Raw genomic sequence first — 16,594 nt, forward strand, 5'->3', positions numbered from 1 at the left:
ACTATGCGCGTGCGGCTTCCGCCCAATTTGGGAAGTCACGCCACCAACGATTTGATAAGTTTAATAAAGTCATTGTATGCCTCACTGGATAAACTGATTATTTTTAGCTTTAGCTGTCTTGCGTACTAGTTAACTGGATCGCGCTATTTATGTCAAGGACTTTATTAATTTATTAGGAAAAATAGTTTTTCATGGAAATAGGAGAAGATATCAATATGCCGACAGCCTCGTCGCCATTAGTGACTCGCTATGACTTACATAGCCATACGAATGCTTCGGATGGTGACCTCACTCCTGCTGAGTTAATCGAACGTGCAGTGGAAAAAGGGGTTAATATTTTAGCGATTACCGACCACGATACCTGTGAAGGTGTATTAGAGGCTCGCCGCTATCTTGCTGAACATGAGTGGCCAATTGAGCTAGTCAATGGCGTTGAAATTTCGACACTTTGGGAGAATATTGAAATACATATAGTGGGCTTAAATTTTTCGCCTTCACATCCCGCGATGGTTCAATTGTTAAAAACACAATCTGAGCATCGTTTAGAGCGTGGTATTGAGATGGGCAGGCGGTTACAAAAAGCAGGCATTGACGATGCATGGGAAAATGCACAACGTATTTCTGGTGGTGGGCAGGTAACGCGGGCACATTTTGCACAATATATTGTGAAAATAGGTAAAGAAAAAACGATTAATAATGTATTTAAACGTTTTTTATCGAAAGGGAAAACAGGGTATGTGCCTGCGAAGTGGTGCACAATTCAAGACTCAATTGACGCAATCCATGCCGCAGGGGGAGTTGCGGTATTAGCGCATCCGTCTAAATATCAATTATCCAATAAATGGTTAAAACGGTTGGTTGCGTATTTTAAACAGTGCGGTGGTGATGCTATGGAGGTTTCTCACTGCCAGCAACCGCCAAATGAAAAGCAATATTTAGCAGAATTGGCCAATAATGCTAATTTGTATACATCCGTTGGTTCAGATTTTCATCGGCCTTGCTCTTGGATAGAGCTTGGCAGAAATTTATGGTTGCCCGATGATGACAAGGCTGTTTGGACACTTTGGGATACAGTAAAAACAGCTAATTAATTGATGTATTAATAATGCAGTGTAAAATAATTATTATAAGTGATGATTTATTAATGAGTAAGTCATCTTATGGAATTCAAAGATAGTAGCATTTATAGGTATTTTTGCCGGGTGATGCTGTCGATACCCAAAAATTAGAGGTATGTATGAGCCAGTTTTTTTATATCCATCCGGACAATCCTCAGGCAAGACTTATTAGCCAGAGTGTTGAAATTTTAAATAAAGGCGGAGTGATTGTTTATCCTACAGATTCAGGATATGCCATTGGATGCCGTTTAGAAGAAAAAGATGCTTTACAACGTATCTGTCGGATTCGTCAGCTTGATGCTAACCATAATTTCACATTAATGTGCAGAGATCTCTCTGAGCTATCGAATTATGCGCATGTTGATAACACTGTCTTCCGTTTAATTAAAAATAATACACCAGGTAATTACACCTTTATTTTGCGGGCAACGAAAGAAGTTCCACGGCGTTTAATGAATGAAAAACGTAAAACTATTGGTTTACGTGTACCGTCGAACCCGATTGCTCGAGATTTACTCGAAGCTGTTGGTGAACCGTTGATGTCAACTAGTTTGATTATGCCAGGTGATGATTTCACTCAATCAGACCCTGAGGAAATCCGCGATTTACTCGATAAACAAGTCGATTTGGTGATACATGGTGGTTATATTGGGCAAAAACCAACAACTGTGATTGACTTTACTGATGATACGCCTGTTGTGGCGCGAGTCGGAACAGGGGATCCAACGCCTTTTGAGTAGGTATAAATATATCGAAGCTTAAGATTCAGTACTGAACTAACTAAAATTGTATTGAATGTGCAATATACAGATAAGTAATAGGGGTTCAGGACAAACCTGTGTATAATGCGCGGGTTTTCAAATTCATTATTGTTTGGCGCGGCAAAAATAGCGCGCCAAAAAGATATTTGACGCCTGTGAAGGCGACAGCAGAGGGTTACATGAGCGTAAAACCGCAAAAAACTGAAAAATTACAGAAAATCCTTGCTCGTTCAGGGCATGGTTCTCGTCGAGAAATCGAAACATTCCTGCAAGCGGGTCGTATTAGTGTTGATGGCAAAATTGCGACACTAGGGGACCGTGTTGAAGTCACACCAGCAACAAAAATTCGTTTAGATGGTCGTTTATTAGCAATCAAAGAGCCTGAAAAGGAAATCTGTCGTGTAATGGCTTACTACAAGCCAGAAGGTGAGTTATGCACACGTCATGATCCTGAAGGGCGCCCAACTGTTTTTAACCGTTTACCACGGTTAACAGGGGCGCGGTGGATTGCTGTTGGCCGTTTAGATGTTAACACTAGTGGTTTATTGTTATTCACAACAGACGGTGAGCTAGCTAACCGTTTAATGCACCCTAGCCGTGAAGTTGAACGTGAATATGCAGTGCGTGTGTTTGGTGAAATTAACGATGCAAAAATTCGTCAATTAACACAAGGTGTACAGTTGGAAGATGGCCCAGCCTCTTTTAAAACGGTTTCTTACCGTGGCGGAGAAGGGATGAACCAATGGTTTAATGTCACCTTAACAGAAGGACGTAACCGCGAAGTTCGTCGCCTTTGGGAGTCTGTTGGTGTACAAGTAAGCCGTTTAATCCGTGTGCGTTATGGTGACATCGACTTACCTAAAGGTTTACCACGTGGAGGATGGACGGAGCTTGGTTTAGAGCAAACCAACTATCTCCGTGAGCTGGTGGAACTGCCGGTGGAAACGGAAAGTAAGGTTGCGGTTGAGCGCGATCAACGTCGCATTAAAGCAAACCAAATTCGCCGTGCAGTAAAACGCCATACACAAGTTGCATCGCGTCCGGCATCAAAACGTCAATCATCAAGACCAACGGCGAAACGTCGTACTCGCATCTAAATTTGCTATTCTTTATTCAGTATAAAAACGCAGAGCGTAATTTCTCTGCGTTTTTTTATGTGATCACGCCAATAATCATCCACTCCAGTAATCATCAATCTTATAAACAGTAATAGTTATATGCAACATAGATAATTAGAAAATTAATGGTCTAGTTCACATTATTATGAAACCTATCAATAATAGATAATGTTTATGAGATGTTTGTCTCATTTTAATGTAATAAAAAGTCTTAGTATGCCCCTTCTTATGGGATGTAACTCACAAAATGTTGGGTTGCTAACTGATAATAAAGACAAATTTACAGATAAACCTATTACTTACCCAGTTTATCCAGATAAATAAAGAATGGTTTAAGTGGATAAACCTGAATAAGGACAAAACATGAAAAAAATAACACTGACTTTGAGTGCGATTGCATTGGCATTGAGTTTTACGGCAACCTCTCAAGCAAAAATTCCAATGCCAGAAACCGTAAGCCCCGGCGTTACCGTTGTTGAACTTGCTCAACAACAGCCTATTCATTGGGTTTCCATCGAACAAATTAAACAAAGCCTAGAAGGAAAAGCACCTATGGCTGTTGGGTTTGATATCGATGATACGGTGTTATTTTCAAGTCCAGGTTTTTACCGTGGTAAATTAGAGTTCTCACCTAACGATTTTAGCTACCTCAAAAATCAACAATTTTGGGAAAAAATGAATAATGAGTGGGACAAATTCAGTATGCCAAAACAAGTGGGTATTGATTTAGTCAAAATGCACTTAGAGCGCGGTGACACTGTTTATTTCATTACTGGCCGTACGAAAACAAAAACGGAAACAGTGACGAAATATGTTCAAGAAGGTTTAGCGATACCTGCGGATAAAATGCAACCTGTTATTTTTGCGGGCGATGAACCAGGGCAAAATAATAAAGTGAGCTGGATGCGTGATCACAAACTTACCATATATTATGGTGATGCTGATGCCGATATCGCAGCAGCACATGAGTTAGGCATTCGCGGTGTTCGTGTTTTACGTGCGGCAAACTCATCTTACCAACCATTACCAAAAGCAGGGCGCTTTGGGGAAGAGGTTGTGATTAATTCAGAATATTAATTTAACAAATACAACGCAAAGAAGGAGGTCTAATGACCTCCTCAGACTGCTGACAAACATATTATGTTTGGCGGCAAGTCTAATAGGTTTTGAAAATAAACTAGGAAAATCAATTTATTGATTTTCGGCTGATAACACAAAGCGGGAAAAACCACGCTTTTATCCTGCTTTGTCAACAACCTCAGGAGGTCTAATGACCTCCTTTTTAATCGTTGTAATATATTAGTTTGTCACAACTGCATCAATAATCACACGGTTACCCGTGATACTTCCAGTCGTTCCATTACTTATTATAGGGCTGGTGACTTTAGTTGTGTTAGTAGAGCGTAAAGCACCATATTGGTTGTTAATACGATTTTTTGAATCAATGGTGAGATTTTTACCTGCGGCCACTGTTCCTGAATAGTTTTCTAATGTGCCAACATCCAGTTTCTGGCTATTAGCGCTTTTGATTTCTCCATAATTATTATTGAGTGTTGCTTTGAGCTTAACGTCAATATCATTACGTGCAGCGGTATTATTTTCTACATTTGCAGCAATAGAACCATAGGTATTATGTAACGTATCACCTTTAACTTTAATAGTTCCATTATTGGTTTGTAGGCCACCATTTTGGTTTGTTAGTCCAAATTTAGTATTAATGAGTTTAAAGTCACTACTGTAACTGTTGTTCAAATAACTGGTTTCAATATCCAGATTATTTTCAGCATTAATTAACCCTGCTTGGTTATCAATACTATAGGCTTTAATCGTAAGATTTTGTCCTTTGATATAGCCAGAACGGTTGTTCATTGAATTAGCATTAATAACGGATTTGCCGTTATTTGAAACAATCGCTCCGGTGTTATTGAGCTGGTTAGCATTGATATTCATCAAGCGACCACTATGAATGGTTGACGTTCCCGCATTAGTGAGTGATACCGACGCATCTAAATTCATCTGGCCATCAATGGCATTTATTTCAGAATTAGTTTGCGTTAAGTACATCGTACTGATGTCTGCATGGCGTTGTGCAGTAATTTTGCTATTTGATGTGTTATCAATTGCGGATTGCGTGCTGATTTTGCTATCTCGCCCTGCAGTAATATTGGAGTTTTCATTCACAACACGAACGGCATTAATCGTTATATCACGCCCGGCATTGAATCCTTTTACTGGATCATTTGGATTGGCGAGATTGTCCCTGTTGTAAATTGTACTCATGGAATGAATGTCGATATTACCTTTAGTAGACTGAACGATACCATTATCATTTACAAATGAATCAGAGAGTGTATTAACATTCTGCAGAGCGATTATCGAACCACGATTGTTGCTTAGTGTACCTAATGTACTTAGATTAATATCATTGTTATAGGATGTGATATCACCATTATCATTATTAATTACACCCGTTCCTGCAACGGTAATATTGACGTTTTTATTACCCGCAATGCGACCGTTATTGGTAAGGCTTGCTGCTTTAATATCAATATCACCCGCTGCGTTCATATTACCATTGGTATTATTCACCGTTCCTGCGGTATCAATAGAAATTGCGCCATTATAGGTACCAATATCCCCTAAATTACTGACACCAACGCCAGTTTCAGTGGCTATTAATGAGATTTTATTGGCATACATACCGCCAATCGACGAAACATCAATCCCAATAGTGGGTTTTGTTCCAATTGCTGCGGCTGTCCCCGTCACATCCCCAGCCGAATTGACGTGATTACTTCCAGCTATCACATTGATGCGCTGTGTATCAATAATGCCATTAATGGCCACCGAACGTGCAATTAAATCTGTCGGAGAATTGGTATCTAATCTCCCATTGATGGCAATTTTACCTTGCTGCACATTATAGTTAGCAATGGAGCCATCATTTGCTAGCTCTACTTTACCGGTTGTCAGTGTTGTACGATTGGTGTTGATAAAGCCACAGTTGTTACATGTAACTCCGGACGCATTAGCAACGATTACTTGCGCTTTGCCACCTGCAACCTCAATCATGCCATTTAATGTGGTTGCCGCATTTGAATTTATTTCGTTTAAGATAACTTTAGCTCGCCCGCCAGCAACATTGGTATTGCCACCAATTTTGCCGCCAATGAGCGTATTAGAATTTTTTGCACTGTTATTTAAAATAACGCCTTTTTGGTCAACATCGAATTGGCTATAGGTATTATGGGAAACACCAGCCTGGCTTGGTTTATTAATATAAACGACAGTCGGCCCATTACCTTGATTTAATATACCAGCCCCATTAGTTGGTGTAATTGCCGCTTGAGCAACAGTAGTAGTTCCAACGATTATTGAAACACATAAAAAGAGTGGATTTAATTTCATTTTTGTGAAATTTAAATGAGAATTTGAAACATTTTTCATATATATCCCTTAAATAAAATAGAAAAATCTAAGATAACTAACAATCCATTATTGCAGTTTAATTATGCTTAAATAGAAAACTAAATAAAATTAATAATGTTAACATGGGTAAATATATCGTTATTCATTGATAACTAACTAAAACTGAATAAAAGCGGAGTAATATCTATTTTTATAGATTAGTTTGTTTTTTATCAATAGGTTGTGTTTACGCATTTTTAGCCTGTTAGGAGGATTTTACTCACGTAGCAATACGTAATCATTTTAATTAAAGAGGAGATTTTCAACAAATAGCATTAATTATTTTTATATTTATTCTTTATCGTTATAAAATAATTGTGATACTTGATGAACAAAAGTTAGCAAAAAACTCATACTACCAAAAAATATTTTCCAATATGGAGTTCACACTAAATTAGTGTTACCAATGAAAAGTATTAAATAACTTTTTTATAGGTTAACTGATGGCTTAGTTAGAAAAATAGCTAGTGAAATAGATTAGAAGTGCAATAATAAAAAATAACGCCTTATTATTGCACTTTGTTATCGGATGATTACCAATCAATCCCTTTTTGAGCTTTAATCCCAATATCAAATGCATGTTTCACTGGGCGCATTTCTGTTACTGTATCAGCTAATTCGATTAAATCTCGGTGGCAACCTCTGCCAGTGATCACAACAGATTGATTGGCAGGGCGGCTTTGTAATGCTTGGATCACTTCTGCTAATTCGAGATAATGGTAACTTACCATGTAGGTGAGTTCATCTAAAATGACTAAATCGTACTGTGGGTCACTTAATAATTGTTTGGCGTATTGCCAAGTTTCTATACAGGCGAGGGTGTCTGTCTCTTTGTTTTGAGTTTCCCAAGTGAACCCTGTGGACATAACATAGAAGGGAACGCCTTGGGGTTCTAACAGTTCACGTTCACCATTATCCCAGCCACCTTTAATAAATTGAACAACAGCGGCTTTTTTACCATGGCCTACTGCACGGCAAACAGTACCAAATGCCGCTGTCGTTTTGCCTTTTCCATTTCCAGTAAAGACAATAACGATACCCCGTTCAATTTGAGCGGCTTCAATTCGTGCATCCACTTTTTCTTTTAAACGTTGTTGACGTTCTTCGTGTCGGCTTTGAGACATCATTTTTACTCCGCAGCACCGGGCTTGCGTCCGGGTTGTGCATCATAGCTACTTCCTGTTTTACGCAGGCTATCATCACCCATCAAATAGATATAAATAGGCATGATATCAGCAGGAGTTTTCAATTTAAGTGGATCTTCGTCAGGGAACGCACTTGCTCGCATAGAGGTTCGAGTTCCACCTGGATTAATACAATTTACACGAAGATTACTGTGCTTATACTCTTCGGATAGAATTTGCATTAAACCTTCTGTCGCAAATTTAGAGACAGAATAAGCACCCCAACCGGCTCGACCTTGTTTACCTACACTTGAACTGGTAAAAACTAACGAGGCATTAGGCGCTTTAAGTAATAGAGGGAGCAAAGCTTGAGTTAGCATGAATGTGGCATTAACATTTATTTGCATCACATCATGCCATAGGTCACTGGGTTGCTCAGAGATAGGGGCTACTACACCAAGTATTCCCGCGTTGTGTAAAACGCCATCTAAATAAGGCGTTATTGACGCAACTTGCGAAGCGAGTGTATGGCAGTCATCAATTGTTGCGGTTAATAAGTCTAATATAAAGCAAGGTGGATTCTTTCCATCTAAAGCCGCTATTTCATCACTAACTGATTGTAATTTATGCAGTGTTCTACCAACAAGAATAAGGGATGCACCATAGCGCGCATAAGTGAGAGCGGCTTCACGGCCAATGCCATCACCGGCACCTGTCACGAGAATAGTTTTACCTTTCAATAGGTCTTGTCTAGGCTGATATTGGAGCATATTCTTTCCTACTATTGTGATTAGCATGTATGGTTATCATCGCACTGATTGTGATAATTGGCTAATCTAACATAGTATTAACAAGGTTTGTCGTGCCAACTCTGTTTTTTTCTGGTTGTTTGCGCGTAATCGTGAGATTATTTTTGTATTGAAGATAAATATCAAAAGGATCAGATTGTGGAGTATTTCTCATTGTATGGGCTATTTTTAGCAAAAGTCGTTACGATTTTGGTAGCGGTGGTTTTGCTGGCTGTTTTTGTGTTTGGCGTAGGTATGCGCAGACAAGGAGCAAAAGGTGCTTTGAAAATCACAGATTTAGGTGAAAGCTATCGTGAGCGTCAGCGCCAAATGCAGCAGATAAAAATGAATGAATCAGAACATAAGGCATGGCTAAAAGCATTTAAAAAACAGCAAAAAGCAAAATCAAAAAGTGAGAAAACTGGGGCTAAATTAGGCCAAACAGGGGTTAAAAAGCCTTGCTTATATGTCTTAGACTTCAAAGGTAGTATGGATGCACGTGAAGTTGCCTCTTTACGTGAAGAGATCAGTGCAATTCTCGCTGTTGCAGACCAACAGGATGAGGTTTTGTTAAGACTTGAAAGCCCAGGTGGGATGGTTCATGGTTATGGCTTAGCGGCTTCACAATTACTAAGAATCAAAGAAAAAAATATCCCACTGACTATTGCGGTAGATAAAGTCGCTGCGAGTGGTGGATATATGATGGCGTGCATCGCAGATAAAATTATCGCAGCGCCATTTGCCATTATTGGTTCGATTGGTGTTGTCGCTCAAATTCCAAATATTCATCGGTTATTAAAAAAGCATGATGTTGATGTTGAACTTCACACCGCTGGCGAATATAAACGTACATTGACCATGTTAGGTGAGAACACGGAGCAAGGTCGTAAGAAATTTGTTGAAGATTTAAATTCAACACATGAATTGTTTAAACAATTTGTTCATCAAAATCGCCCATCTTTAGATATTTCTGCAGTTGCAACAGGGGAGTATTGGTATGGTTCACAGGCGCTTGATAAAGGGCTTGTGGATAATATTGGTGTGAGTGATGATTTTATTATTAATGCAATTGATACTAAGGAAATAGTTAGTATCCGTTATGTATTAAGTAAAAAAATGATGGATAAGTTTATGGGAAGCGCGGCAAAGAGCGTGGATAATTTATTATTGCGCTGGTGGCAGCGTGGGCAAAAACCACTCTTGTAATTTCCAATTTTGCCTAGCGAATAAGCGTTTTTAAATCTACTATTAATTTACCGGCTTTTTAGCCGGTAAATTATATACAAAGAGCAAACGTGTTAATTAGTTATTATCACTCAATTGGTATTGTTCTGATAGTACATGAGCAAGGTGTTTGTACATATTAAAAGCAGCGGTACTCTTTAAGGTAGGGATATTGTTCTCATCTAAGAAGAACTCCCCTTTAAATACCAATGTACCTCGATGCTGCTCTACAGTATCAACAAACATACCATGAATATAATCATCATGTTTCTTTATGATATCATTAGCTTTTTCAAGTAACTCTTTTTTTGTGATGAACGGTAAATTGTCTTGCATAACTTGGCTTCCTTGAAAAAATAATTGGTTGCTTCTAGCATTTTATCAGGTAGAGTGTGTGGTTTTCAATTGTGACTAAACATCTTTATATGGTTAAAATCAGTCGACTAGAAGACACTTTGTGCCTTTTAGAATAACGTGATTGAGTTTATAAGTTTTGTTTCAACACAAATAATTGTTTAAAAATATATTGATATATTGTGATTGTGTCGCAATATAAAAAAGAGATTCTCATTTTGCGCATTTTAATGTAGAAATGCGCCATTGTTGATATTTAGGTAAAGGTAAATATGGGTAAAGCTCTTGTTATAGTGGAGTCCCCGGCAAAGGCCAAAACGATTAATAAGTATCTTGGCAGTGGCTACGTTGTAAAAAGCAGCGTTGGCCACATTCGTGATCTGCCGAAAAGCGGCTCTGGTTCACAAACCGGCTCACAAAAGAGTACAGGCTCATCTACCGACAAAACAAAGAAAGTGAAAAAAGATCCGCGTGACGCATTAGTTAAGCGCATGGGGATTGACCCTTACCATGGTTGGAAAGCGAATTATCAAATTCTACCAGGTAAAGAAAAAGTGGTCTCTGAACTTAAATCACTGGCGGAGGATGCCGATCACATCTACCTTGCAACGGACTTGGACCGAGAAGGGGAAGCTATTGCGTGGCATTTACGTGAAGTGATTGGTGGAGACGATTCTCGTTTTAGTCGTGTTGTATTTAATGAGATCACCAAAAATGCGATCACTCAGGCATTTGATAGCCCTGGGGAATTAAATATAGATAGAGTTAACGCACAACAAGCGCGTCGTTTTATGGACCGAGTTGTGGGTTACATGGTTTCTCCACTGTTGTGGAAAAAAGTGGCTCGTGGCTTATCTGCTGGTCGTGTTCAATCAGTTGCAGTGAAACTGATAGTTGAACGTGAACGGGAAATTAAAGCCTTCGTTCCTGAAGAATATTGGGAACTGCATGCCGACTTAGCCGATAAAGATATCGCTAATTTGCGTATGGAAGTCACTTCACAAGGTGGTAAGGCATTTAAGCCAGTCAATAAAGCGCAAACAGAGGCGGCGGTTAAATTACTGGAAAATGCCCGTTTTGCGGTTACTGACCGTGAAGATAGGCCGACATCCAGTAAACCGAGCGCACCGTATATCACGTCAACGCTACAACAAGCTGCTAGTACCCGTTTAGGTTTCGGCGTGAAAAAAACCATGATGATGGCTCAGCGTCTTTATGAGGCGGGTTACATCACTTATATGCGTACTGACTCAACAAACTTGAGTCAAGATGCACTCGACATGGTTCGTGGCTATATTAATGATAATTTTGGCGCGAAATACCTGCCAAAAGATGCCAATGTGTATAGTAGCAAAGACAATTCGCAAGAGGCACACGAAGCCATTCGTCCTTCTAGTGTCGATGTTTTACCTGAGTCACTAAAAGACATGGAGAACGACGCGAAAAGGTTGTATCAATTGATTTGGAATCAGTTTGTGGCTTGTCAAATGACACCTGCGAAATATGATTCAACAACCTTAACAGTCAAAGCAGGGGATTTTGAACTAAAAGCCAAAGGGCGTACTCTGCGTTTCGATGGTTGGACGAAAGTCATGCCTGCACTGCGTAAAAATGATGAAGACAAAACGCTGCCACCAATGCAAGTTGGTGCGGAGTTGTCTTTGGTTGAACTATTGCCTAGCCAACACTTTACCAAGCCGCCAGCACGTTTTAGTGAAGCGTCTTTAGTTAAAGAGTTAGAAAAGCGTGGTATTGGCCGTCCTTCAACGTATGCAGCGATTATTTCGACGATCCAAGACAGAGGTTATGTTAAAGTTGAAAACCGTCGTTTCTATGCAGAAAAAATGGGTGAAATCGTCACAGACCGCTTAGAGGAAAACTTTAACGATCTGATGAACTATGATTTTACTGCACGTATGGAAGACCAACTGGACCATGTTGCAAACCATGATGCCGAATGGAAAGCCGTATTAGATGAATTCTTCTCTGATTTTAGTAAGCAGCTCGATGTTGCTGAAAAAGAACCAGAGGAAGGGGGAATGCGCACCAACCCAATGGTAATTACCTCAATCACTTGCCCTGATTGTGAGCGCCATATGGGTATTCGTACCGCATCAACTGGGGTATTTTTAGGTTGCTCTGGTTACGCATTACCACCCAAAGAGCGTTGTAAAAAAACGATTAACCTTATCCCTGAAGACGAAGTCCTTAATGTCCTTGAAGGGGATGATGCGGAAACTAATGCGTTAAGAGCCAAACGTCGTTGTCCAAAATGCGGCACCGCGATGGACAGCTATTTGATTGATAATGGCCGTAAATTACATGTTTGTGGTAATAACCCTGCGTGTGAAGGTTATGAAATCGAAGAAGGCGAGTTCCGTATTAAGGGTTATGACGGTCCGGTCATTGAGTGTGACAAGTGTGGTTCAGAAATGCACCTGAAAATGGGGCGTTTTGGTAAGTACATGGGTTGCACTAACGAAGAGTGTAAAAATACGCGTAAAATCTTACGAAGTGGTGAAGTGGCACCACCGAAAGAAGATCCAGTGCCATTGCCGGAACTTCCATGTGAAAAATCTGATGCGTATTTTGTGTTACGTGATGGGGCTGCTGGCGTTTTCCTTGCGGCGAATACATTCCCTAAATCACGAGAAACACGTGCACCACTAGTGGCAGAATTACAGCGTTTTAAAGACCGTTTACCTGAAAAACTCGCATATTTAGCTGAAGCACCGGCTGAAGACGGTGAAGGTAACCCAACAGTCGTCCGTTTTAGCCGCAAAACGAAACAACAATATGTTTCTTCAGAGAAAAACGGTAAAGCAACGGGTTGGAGTGCATTCTACGTTGATGGTAAGTGGGAAGTAAAAGAGAAGTAATAGCTCTCTTTTGTTTCCAAACAAAAAAGCCAATCATTTAATTAGATTGGCTTTTTTATTAAACGGTAAAATAAACTGTAATGAAATAAGTTGACTTACATTATGTTCAGGTAGTGTTATTTTTTGTTTTTATAGTGAATTGATTTAGTAGAGGTTATAAAAATGGGTCACGCATTACAAAAGCCTAATCGTTTATTGATACCTGCTCGTGACAAAAGTAAAATTGCTGCACCTAAACCAGCAATTAGCGAGCAATGTTCACATGAAGTCCAAGTCAAAAATGTTTTTGATTTTGGTTTCGCTCGCTATGAAAAAGCAATGGAAAAACTTGCTAAGGTATAGTGAGAGAGATACACGTCCAAGGGGTGTTTGTTGAAGGTATTAATTATTTATTTGTTGATGATTTGGTAAATATTAATAGGGTATTGATAGAACTACAAACTCCTAATGAACCTATAGAAGTCCTCAATTTTAATAATCTCAATTCCTCCCAGTTTAAATCCAGCCTATTTTTATTTCTTATCGCTCACTGTGATACAGCCGCCAATTTTTAACTAAACTCAAATGTAGCACCAAAGTGATAACTAATTTGTGTTAACTTAAGATAGAGTCGTTGTAGTTATCAATTGGCAGTAATAATCCTTACCTTGCTGAAATATTTAGGTAAGTCGATGGAATGATAGATAAAAGTTATCCACCGGAGGCAAAATGAAGTTAAAAATGTGTTTACTGGCTGCATTATTGACAGCGGGGACAGCGTACGCTGCTCAGTCTACTGTTGTATTAAAAGAAGCGACACCCACAGGTGATGGTAAAGCAATAGGTGAGGTTGTTATCTCAGAAACGGAATATGGATTACTGTTCACGCCTAAATTAACAGGACTACAAGCAGGTATTCATGGTTTCCATATTCATGAGAACCCAAGCTGCGAACCTGCAGAAAAAGACGGTAAATCGGTACCTGCATTAAAAGCAGGTGGTCATTTAGACCCAGCCAAAACAGGCGTTCATAAAGGCCCTTATGATAACACAGGGCATTTAGGCGATTTACCCGGCTTAGTTGCCGATAGTCAAGGTAATGCTAATTATGCGGTACTAGCGCCACGTTTAAAATCACTCAAAGATGTTCAAGACCGCGCATTGATGGTGCATGTGGGTGGTGATAACTATTCTGATAATCCAGAAGCGTTAGGCGGTGGTGGGGCTAGGATGGCCTGCGGCGTCATCAAATAATACGCGTCATATTTCAAGCTGTGGCGTTGTTAGCTGCGCTTGCTAACCCTAGTCACATACTGATGTATGCTCCTAGGTCTTAGCGCCGCTTGCTGCCTAGCCACAACTTGAACTATTTAGCGTATTGTATTGATTATAAAGTAGTTTAAAAGACAGTATTGCATTGATTAGAATATGATTTAAACAGCAGAATTGTTATCTGGACTTACTAATGTTAATTACATACTGATGTATGCTCCTAGGTCTTAGCGCCGCTTGCTGCCTAGTCATAAAAAGAAGGCTCACGCTAAATTTCGAGCCTTCTTTTGTCATTGATAAATTACCAAATACGAATACGCTGTTCTGGTGGCAAATACAGGGCGTTATTTTTATCAACACCGAATGTTTCGTACCAGTCATCAATATTGCGTACTACGCCATTTGCGCGAAATTGGTTAGGGCTATGAGGGTCTGTCATAATCTTATTACGTTCAGATTCTTTATTTGACAGCTCTTGCCACGTGCGTGCCCAAGCAATGAAGAAACGCTGTAACCCAGTTGTTCCGTCAATAATTGGAGCCTCACCATTTGAGTAGTTTTCTTTGGCAAATTGCTTATAAGCACTTAAGGCGATATTTAACCCACCGAGGTCACCAATATTCTCCCCTAATGTAAGCTCACCGTTCACCTTTAAGCCATCAACAGTAAAGCCGTTATATTGTTCAACAAGCTTAGCGGTTTTCTCTTTGAAGTGGGTTTTAGCGCTCTCACTCCACCAATTACGTAACTGCCCGGTTCCGTCATATAAACTGCCTTGGTCGTCAAAACCATGGCCCATTTCGTGGCCGATGACTGCACCTATTGCGCCATAGTTATAGGCTGGGTCAACATTAGGGTCAAAGAACGGTGCTTGTAAAATTGCAGCAGGGAACACAATTTCATTTTGAACAGGGTTGAAATAGGCATTGACTGTTTGTGGCGTCATTCCCCATTCCCATTGACGAACAGGCTGACCAATTTTGCCAATCATATCATCATATGACCAAGCTAAAACTTGCTTATAATTATCTAATAATGAATCGGGCTTAAGGTTAATCTCACTGAAATCATTCCATTGGTCTGGATAACCCACTTTAACCGTGAATTGTTCCAATTTTTTAAGGGCTTCTTGGCGAGTAGGCTCATCCATCCAGTCATTGACTTTTAAGCGTGAATTAAATGTTCCTCTCACATAACTAACCAAATCTTTAATTTTTTCTTTAGCTTGAGGGTCGAAATATTGTTCGACGTAAATTTGCCCTAATGGCTCACCTTGGAGTGAGTTAACGGTTTGCAAAGCGCGCTCTTGGCGGGTGCGTTGCTTCTCAATACCATTGAGTTTTTTCGAGTAAAAATCAAACTGTGCATCTGCGATGGTTTGGTTTAAATAACGTGCGTGCTCACTAATATACTGAAAGGTTAAGTAATCTTTTAATGTCGAAACTGGGGTATCTGCAAAAATCTTTGCAGTTTGTTCAACTGCGCTGTCCGTTTCAACGACCACTTTCGCAAGTTGCTTATCAGTTAAGTTGCGGCTAGTAATAAAGCTATCCCAATCAAAACCTTGGGTATGGTTTTTCATTTCAGCTAAGGTCATCGCATGGTAATTTTTGATAGTGTCACGGCGGGCCTCAGGGCTCCAATGTACAGTTGCAATCGCTTTTTCTAAATCAAAAATTTTCTGTGCTTTTTGTGTGACATCTTTTTCACCGGCTAGCTCTAACATGGTAGCGATATAAGCGATATAACTTTTTCGAATATCTTCCATTTGAGGGGTGTTATCGAGGTAATAAGTACGGTTCGGCAGCCCTAAACCGCCTTGACCGATATAAAGCACATAGGTATCAGGTGCTTTGGCATCTAAATCTACCCAATAAGAAATCAGCGATTTATAGTCAGGCTGTGTCATTAACTGGCTAATATCATGATGATTTTTAGCTTTTGCAATGGCATCTAAATCGGATTTTATTGGGCTAATACCAGCTTGCTCGATAGCTTCTTCATTCAGGTAGCTGAGATATAAATTTCGAATATTTCGTTGATTATGCGCAAGTTTGTTTTCGGGGATCTGCTGTAGCTGGTCAATTATCGATTGAATTTGTTTTTCTGTATTTAAGTATAATTCCACAAAAGAGTTAATACGTGGCATACCGGTAGGGATTTGCGCTTTATTTACCCAATCTTCATTCACATAACGGTAAAAATCATTGCCGGGTTCAATCGTGTCAGACAAAACAATTTTTTGTTGTCCATAACTAACTTCTTTTGCCAATAGTGACGGGGCAAAAGAAATAGTCGACATACCAATAATTAAAGCCAAAACATTTAAACGCATGTAACCACCTCTCTTCGTTGAGAATTACGATATCCACTCTAATACGTTAAACCTTGGAGCGAGTGTTCTGCAAAATTTATTTCACTCATTGAACCACATAATGAAATAAAGTTAATCCGTCTTTGCAGTACCTTACTGCTTTTCTTCATTGTAGAGGGGATTTAGATGAAATTT

13 protein-coding genes and 1 other annotated feature (1 of these 14 running past the window's edge) are annotated in these 16,594 nt (G+C 39.6%); of the genes, 8 read left to right on the forward strand and 5 right to left on the reverse strand.

Annotation, left to right across the window (positions count from 1 at the left end):
- Window positions 1-52 (reverse strand) — a sequence feature (Trp leader region) (it extends 50 nt beyond the left edge of the window).
- 139 nt (window positions 53-191) lie between these two features.
- The 4 genes from rnm (at window position 192) to aphA (ending at window position 4,074) form a co-directional block, all read left to right on the forward strand.
- The gene (rnm, locus tag P3L44_RS09705) at window positions 192-1,091 is read left to right on the forward strand and encodes an RNase RNM (RefSeq protein WP_410480050.1); all 900 of its coding nucleotides are present in this window, start codon (window positions 192-194) and stop codon (window positions 1,089-1,091) included.
- Window positions 1,092-1,237: 146 nt separating this feature from the next.
- The gene (locus P3L44_RS09710) at window positions 1,238-1,858 is read left to right on the forward strand and encodes an L-threonylcarbamoyladenylate synthase (RefSeq protein ID WP_036957701.1); all 621 of its coding nucleotides are present in this window, start codon (window positions 1,238-1,240) and stop codon (window positions 1,856-1,858) included.
- A gap of 200 nt (window positions 1,859-2,058) precedes the next feature.
- Window positions 2,059-2,976, forward strand: coding sequence for a 23S rRNA pseudouridine(2605) synthase RluB (gene rluB / locus P3L44_RS09715; RefSeq protein WP_036958116.1), 918 nt, complete (start codon window positions 2,059-2,061; stop codon window positions 2,974-2,976).
- Between the two features lie 384 nt (window positions 2,977-3,360).
- The gene (gene aphA, locus P3L44_RS09720) at window positions 3,361-4,074 is read left to right on the forward strand and encodes an acid phosphatase AphA (protein WP_140172201.1); all 714 of its coding nucleotides are present in this window, start codon (window positions 3,361-3,363) and stop codon (window positions 4,072-4,074) included.
- Between the two features lie 222 nt (window positions 4,075-4,296).
- Here aphA and P3L44_RS09725 read toward each other — a convergent pair whose 3' ends face one another.
- The 3 genes from P3L44_RS09725 to P3L44_RS09735 all read right to left on the reverse strand — a co-directional run bounded on the left by P3L44_RS09725 (window position 4,297) and on the right by P3L44_RS09735 (window position 8,359).
- Entirely contained in the window at window positions 4,297-6,444 is a 2,148-nt protein-coding gene (locus tag P3L44_RS09725) for a filamentous hemagglutinin N-terminal domain-containing protein (RefSeq protein ID WP_272661937.1), read from the reverse strand.
- Between the two features lie 554 nt (window positions 6,445-6,998).
- Entirely contained in the window at window positions 6,999-7,589 is a 591-nt protein-coding gene (cobO, locus tag P3L44_RS09730) for a cob(I)yrinic acid a,c-diamide adenosyltransferase (protein ID WP_112307152.1), read from the reverse strand.
- A 5-nt stretch (window positions 7,590-7,594) separates the two neighbouring features.
- Window positions 7,595-8,359: a YciK family oxidoreductase gene (locus P3L44_RS09735; protein WP_036957702.1), complete on the reverse strand. Its 765-nt coding sequence runs from the start codon at window positions 8,357-8,359 to the stop codon at window positions 7,595-7,597.
- A 177-nt stretch (window positions 8,360-8,536) separates the two neighbouring features.
- On the opposite strand from P3L44_RS09735, the gene sohB reads away from it, so the two are divergent.
- Window positions 8,537-9,583 carry a protease SohB gene (gene sohB, locus P3L44_RS09740; RefSeq protein WP_004254182.1) on the forward strand — a complete coding sequence of 349 codons (1,047 nt, stop codon included), beginning with the start codon at window positions 8,537-8,539 and terminating at the stop codon, window positions 9,581-9,583.
- 96 nt (window positions 9,584-9,679) lie between these two features.
- Here the strand turns inward: sohB and P3L44_RS09745 are convergent, their stop codons facing one another.
- Complete coding sequence (locus P3L44_RS09745) at window positions 9,680-9,937, reverse strand: DUF2498 family protein (protein ID WP_094960535.1); 258 nt, start codon at window positions 9,935-9,937, stop codon at window positions 9,680-9,682.
- A gap of 290 nt (window positions 9,938-10,227) precedes the next feature.
- Here P3L44_RS09745 and topA point away from each other — a divergent pair, with 290 nt between their 5' ends.
- From topA to sodC, 3 genes are all read left to right on the forward strand, one after another.
- On the forward strand, window positions 10,228-12,834 hold the full coding sequence (gene topA, locus P3L44_RS09750) for a type I DNA topoisomerase (RefSeq protein ID WP_140172199.1): 2,607 nt from the start codon (window positions 10,228-10,230) through the stop codon (window positions 12,832-12,834).
- A gap of 162 nt (window positions 12,835-12,996) precedes the next feature.
- Window positions 12,997-13,176, forward strand: coding sequence for a hypothetical protein (locus P3L44_RS09755; RefSeq protein ID WP_140172198.1), 180 nt, complete (start codon window positions 12,997-12,999; stop codon window positions 13,174-13,176).
- 366 nt (window positions 13,177-13,542) lie between these two features.
- Window positions 13,543-14,067, forward strand: a complete 525-nt coding sequence (gene sodC, locus P3L44_RS09765; protein ID WP_004254197.1) for a superoxide dismutase family protein — start codon at window positions 13,543-13,545, stop codon at window positions 14,065-14,067.
- Between the two features lie 319 nt (window positions 14,068-14,386).
- Here the strand turns inward: sodC and P3L44_RS09770 are convergent, their stop codons facing one another.
- Window positions 14,387-16,420 carry a M13 family metallopeptidase gene (locus P3L44_RS09770; protein WP_272661938.1) on the reverse strand — a complete coding sequence of 678 codons (2,034 nt, stop codon included), beginning with the start codon at window positions 16,418-16,420 and terminating at the stop codon, window positions 14,387-14,389.
- Between the last annotated feature and the right edge of the window lie 174 nt (window positions 16,421-16,594).

Source organism: Providencia sp. PROV175 (assembly GCF_032707045.1).
Lineage (GTDB): Bacteria > Pseudomonadota > Gammaproteobacteria > Enterobacterales > Enterobacteriaceae > Providencia > Providencia hangzhouensis.

Excerpts from the sequence above, each read along its gene's own strand:
- aphA (WP_140172201.1), top strand. The coding sequence starts at position 3,361 with ATGAAAAAAATAACACTGACTTTGAGTGCGATTGCATTGGCATTGAGT.
- sodC (WP_004254197.1), top strand. The coding sequence starts at position 13,543 with ATGAAGTTAAAAATGTGTTTACTGGCTGCATTATTGACAGCGGGGACA.
- rluB (WP_036958116.1), top strand. The coding sequence starts at position 2,059 with ATGAGCGTAAAACCGCAAAAAACTGAAAAATTACAGAAAATCCTTGCT.
- P3L44_RS09710 (WP_036957701.1), top strand. The coding sequence starts at position 1,238 with ATGAGCCAGTTTTTTTATATCCATCCGGACAATCCTCAGGCAAGACTT.
- P3L44_RS09770 (WP_272661938.1), bottom strand. The coding sequence starts at position 16,420 with ATGCGTTTAAATGTTTTGGCTTTAATTATTGGTATGTCGACTATTTCT.
- P3L44_RS09725 (WP_272661937.1), bottom strand. The coding sequence starts at position 6,444 with ATGAAAAATGTTTCAAATTCTCATTTAAATTTCACAAAAATGAAATTA.
- cobO (WP_112307152.1), bottom strand. The coding sequence starts at position 7,589 with ATGTCTCAAAGCCGACACGAAGAACGTCAACAACGTTTAAAAGAAAAA.
- P3L44_RS09735 (WP_036957702.1), bottom strand. The coding sequence starts at position 8,359 with ATGCTCCAATATCAGCCTAGACAAGACCTATTGAAAGGTAAAACTATT.
- topA (WP_140172199.1), top strand. The coding sequence starts at position 10,228 with ATGGGTAAAGCTCTTGTTATAGTGGAGTCCCCGGCAAAGGCCAAAACG.
- P3L44_RS09745 (WP_094960535.1), bottom strand. The coding sequence starts at position 9,937 with ATGCAAGACAATTTACCGTTCATCACAAAAAAAGAGTTACTTGAAAAA.
- rnm (WP_410480050.1), top strand. The coding sequence starts at position 192 with ATGGAAATAGGAGAAGATATCAATATGCCGACAGCCTCGTCGCCATTA.
- P3L44_RS09755 (WP_140172198.1), top strand. The coding sequence starts at position 12,997 with ATGGGTCACGCATTACAAAAGCCTAATCGTTTATTGATACCTGCTCGT.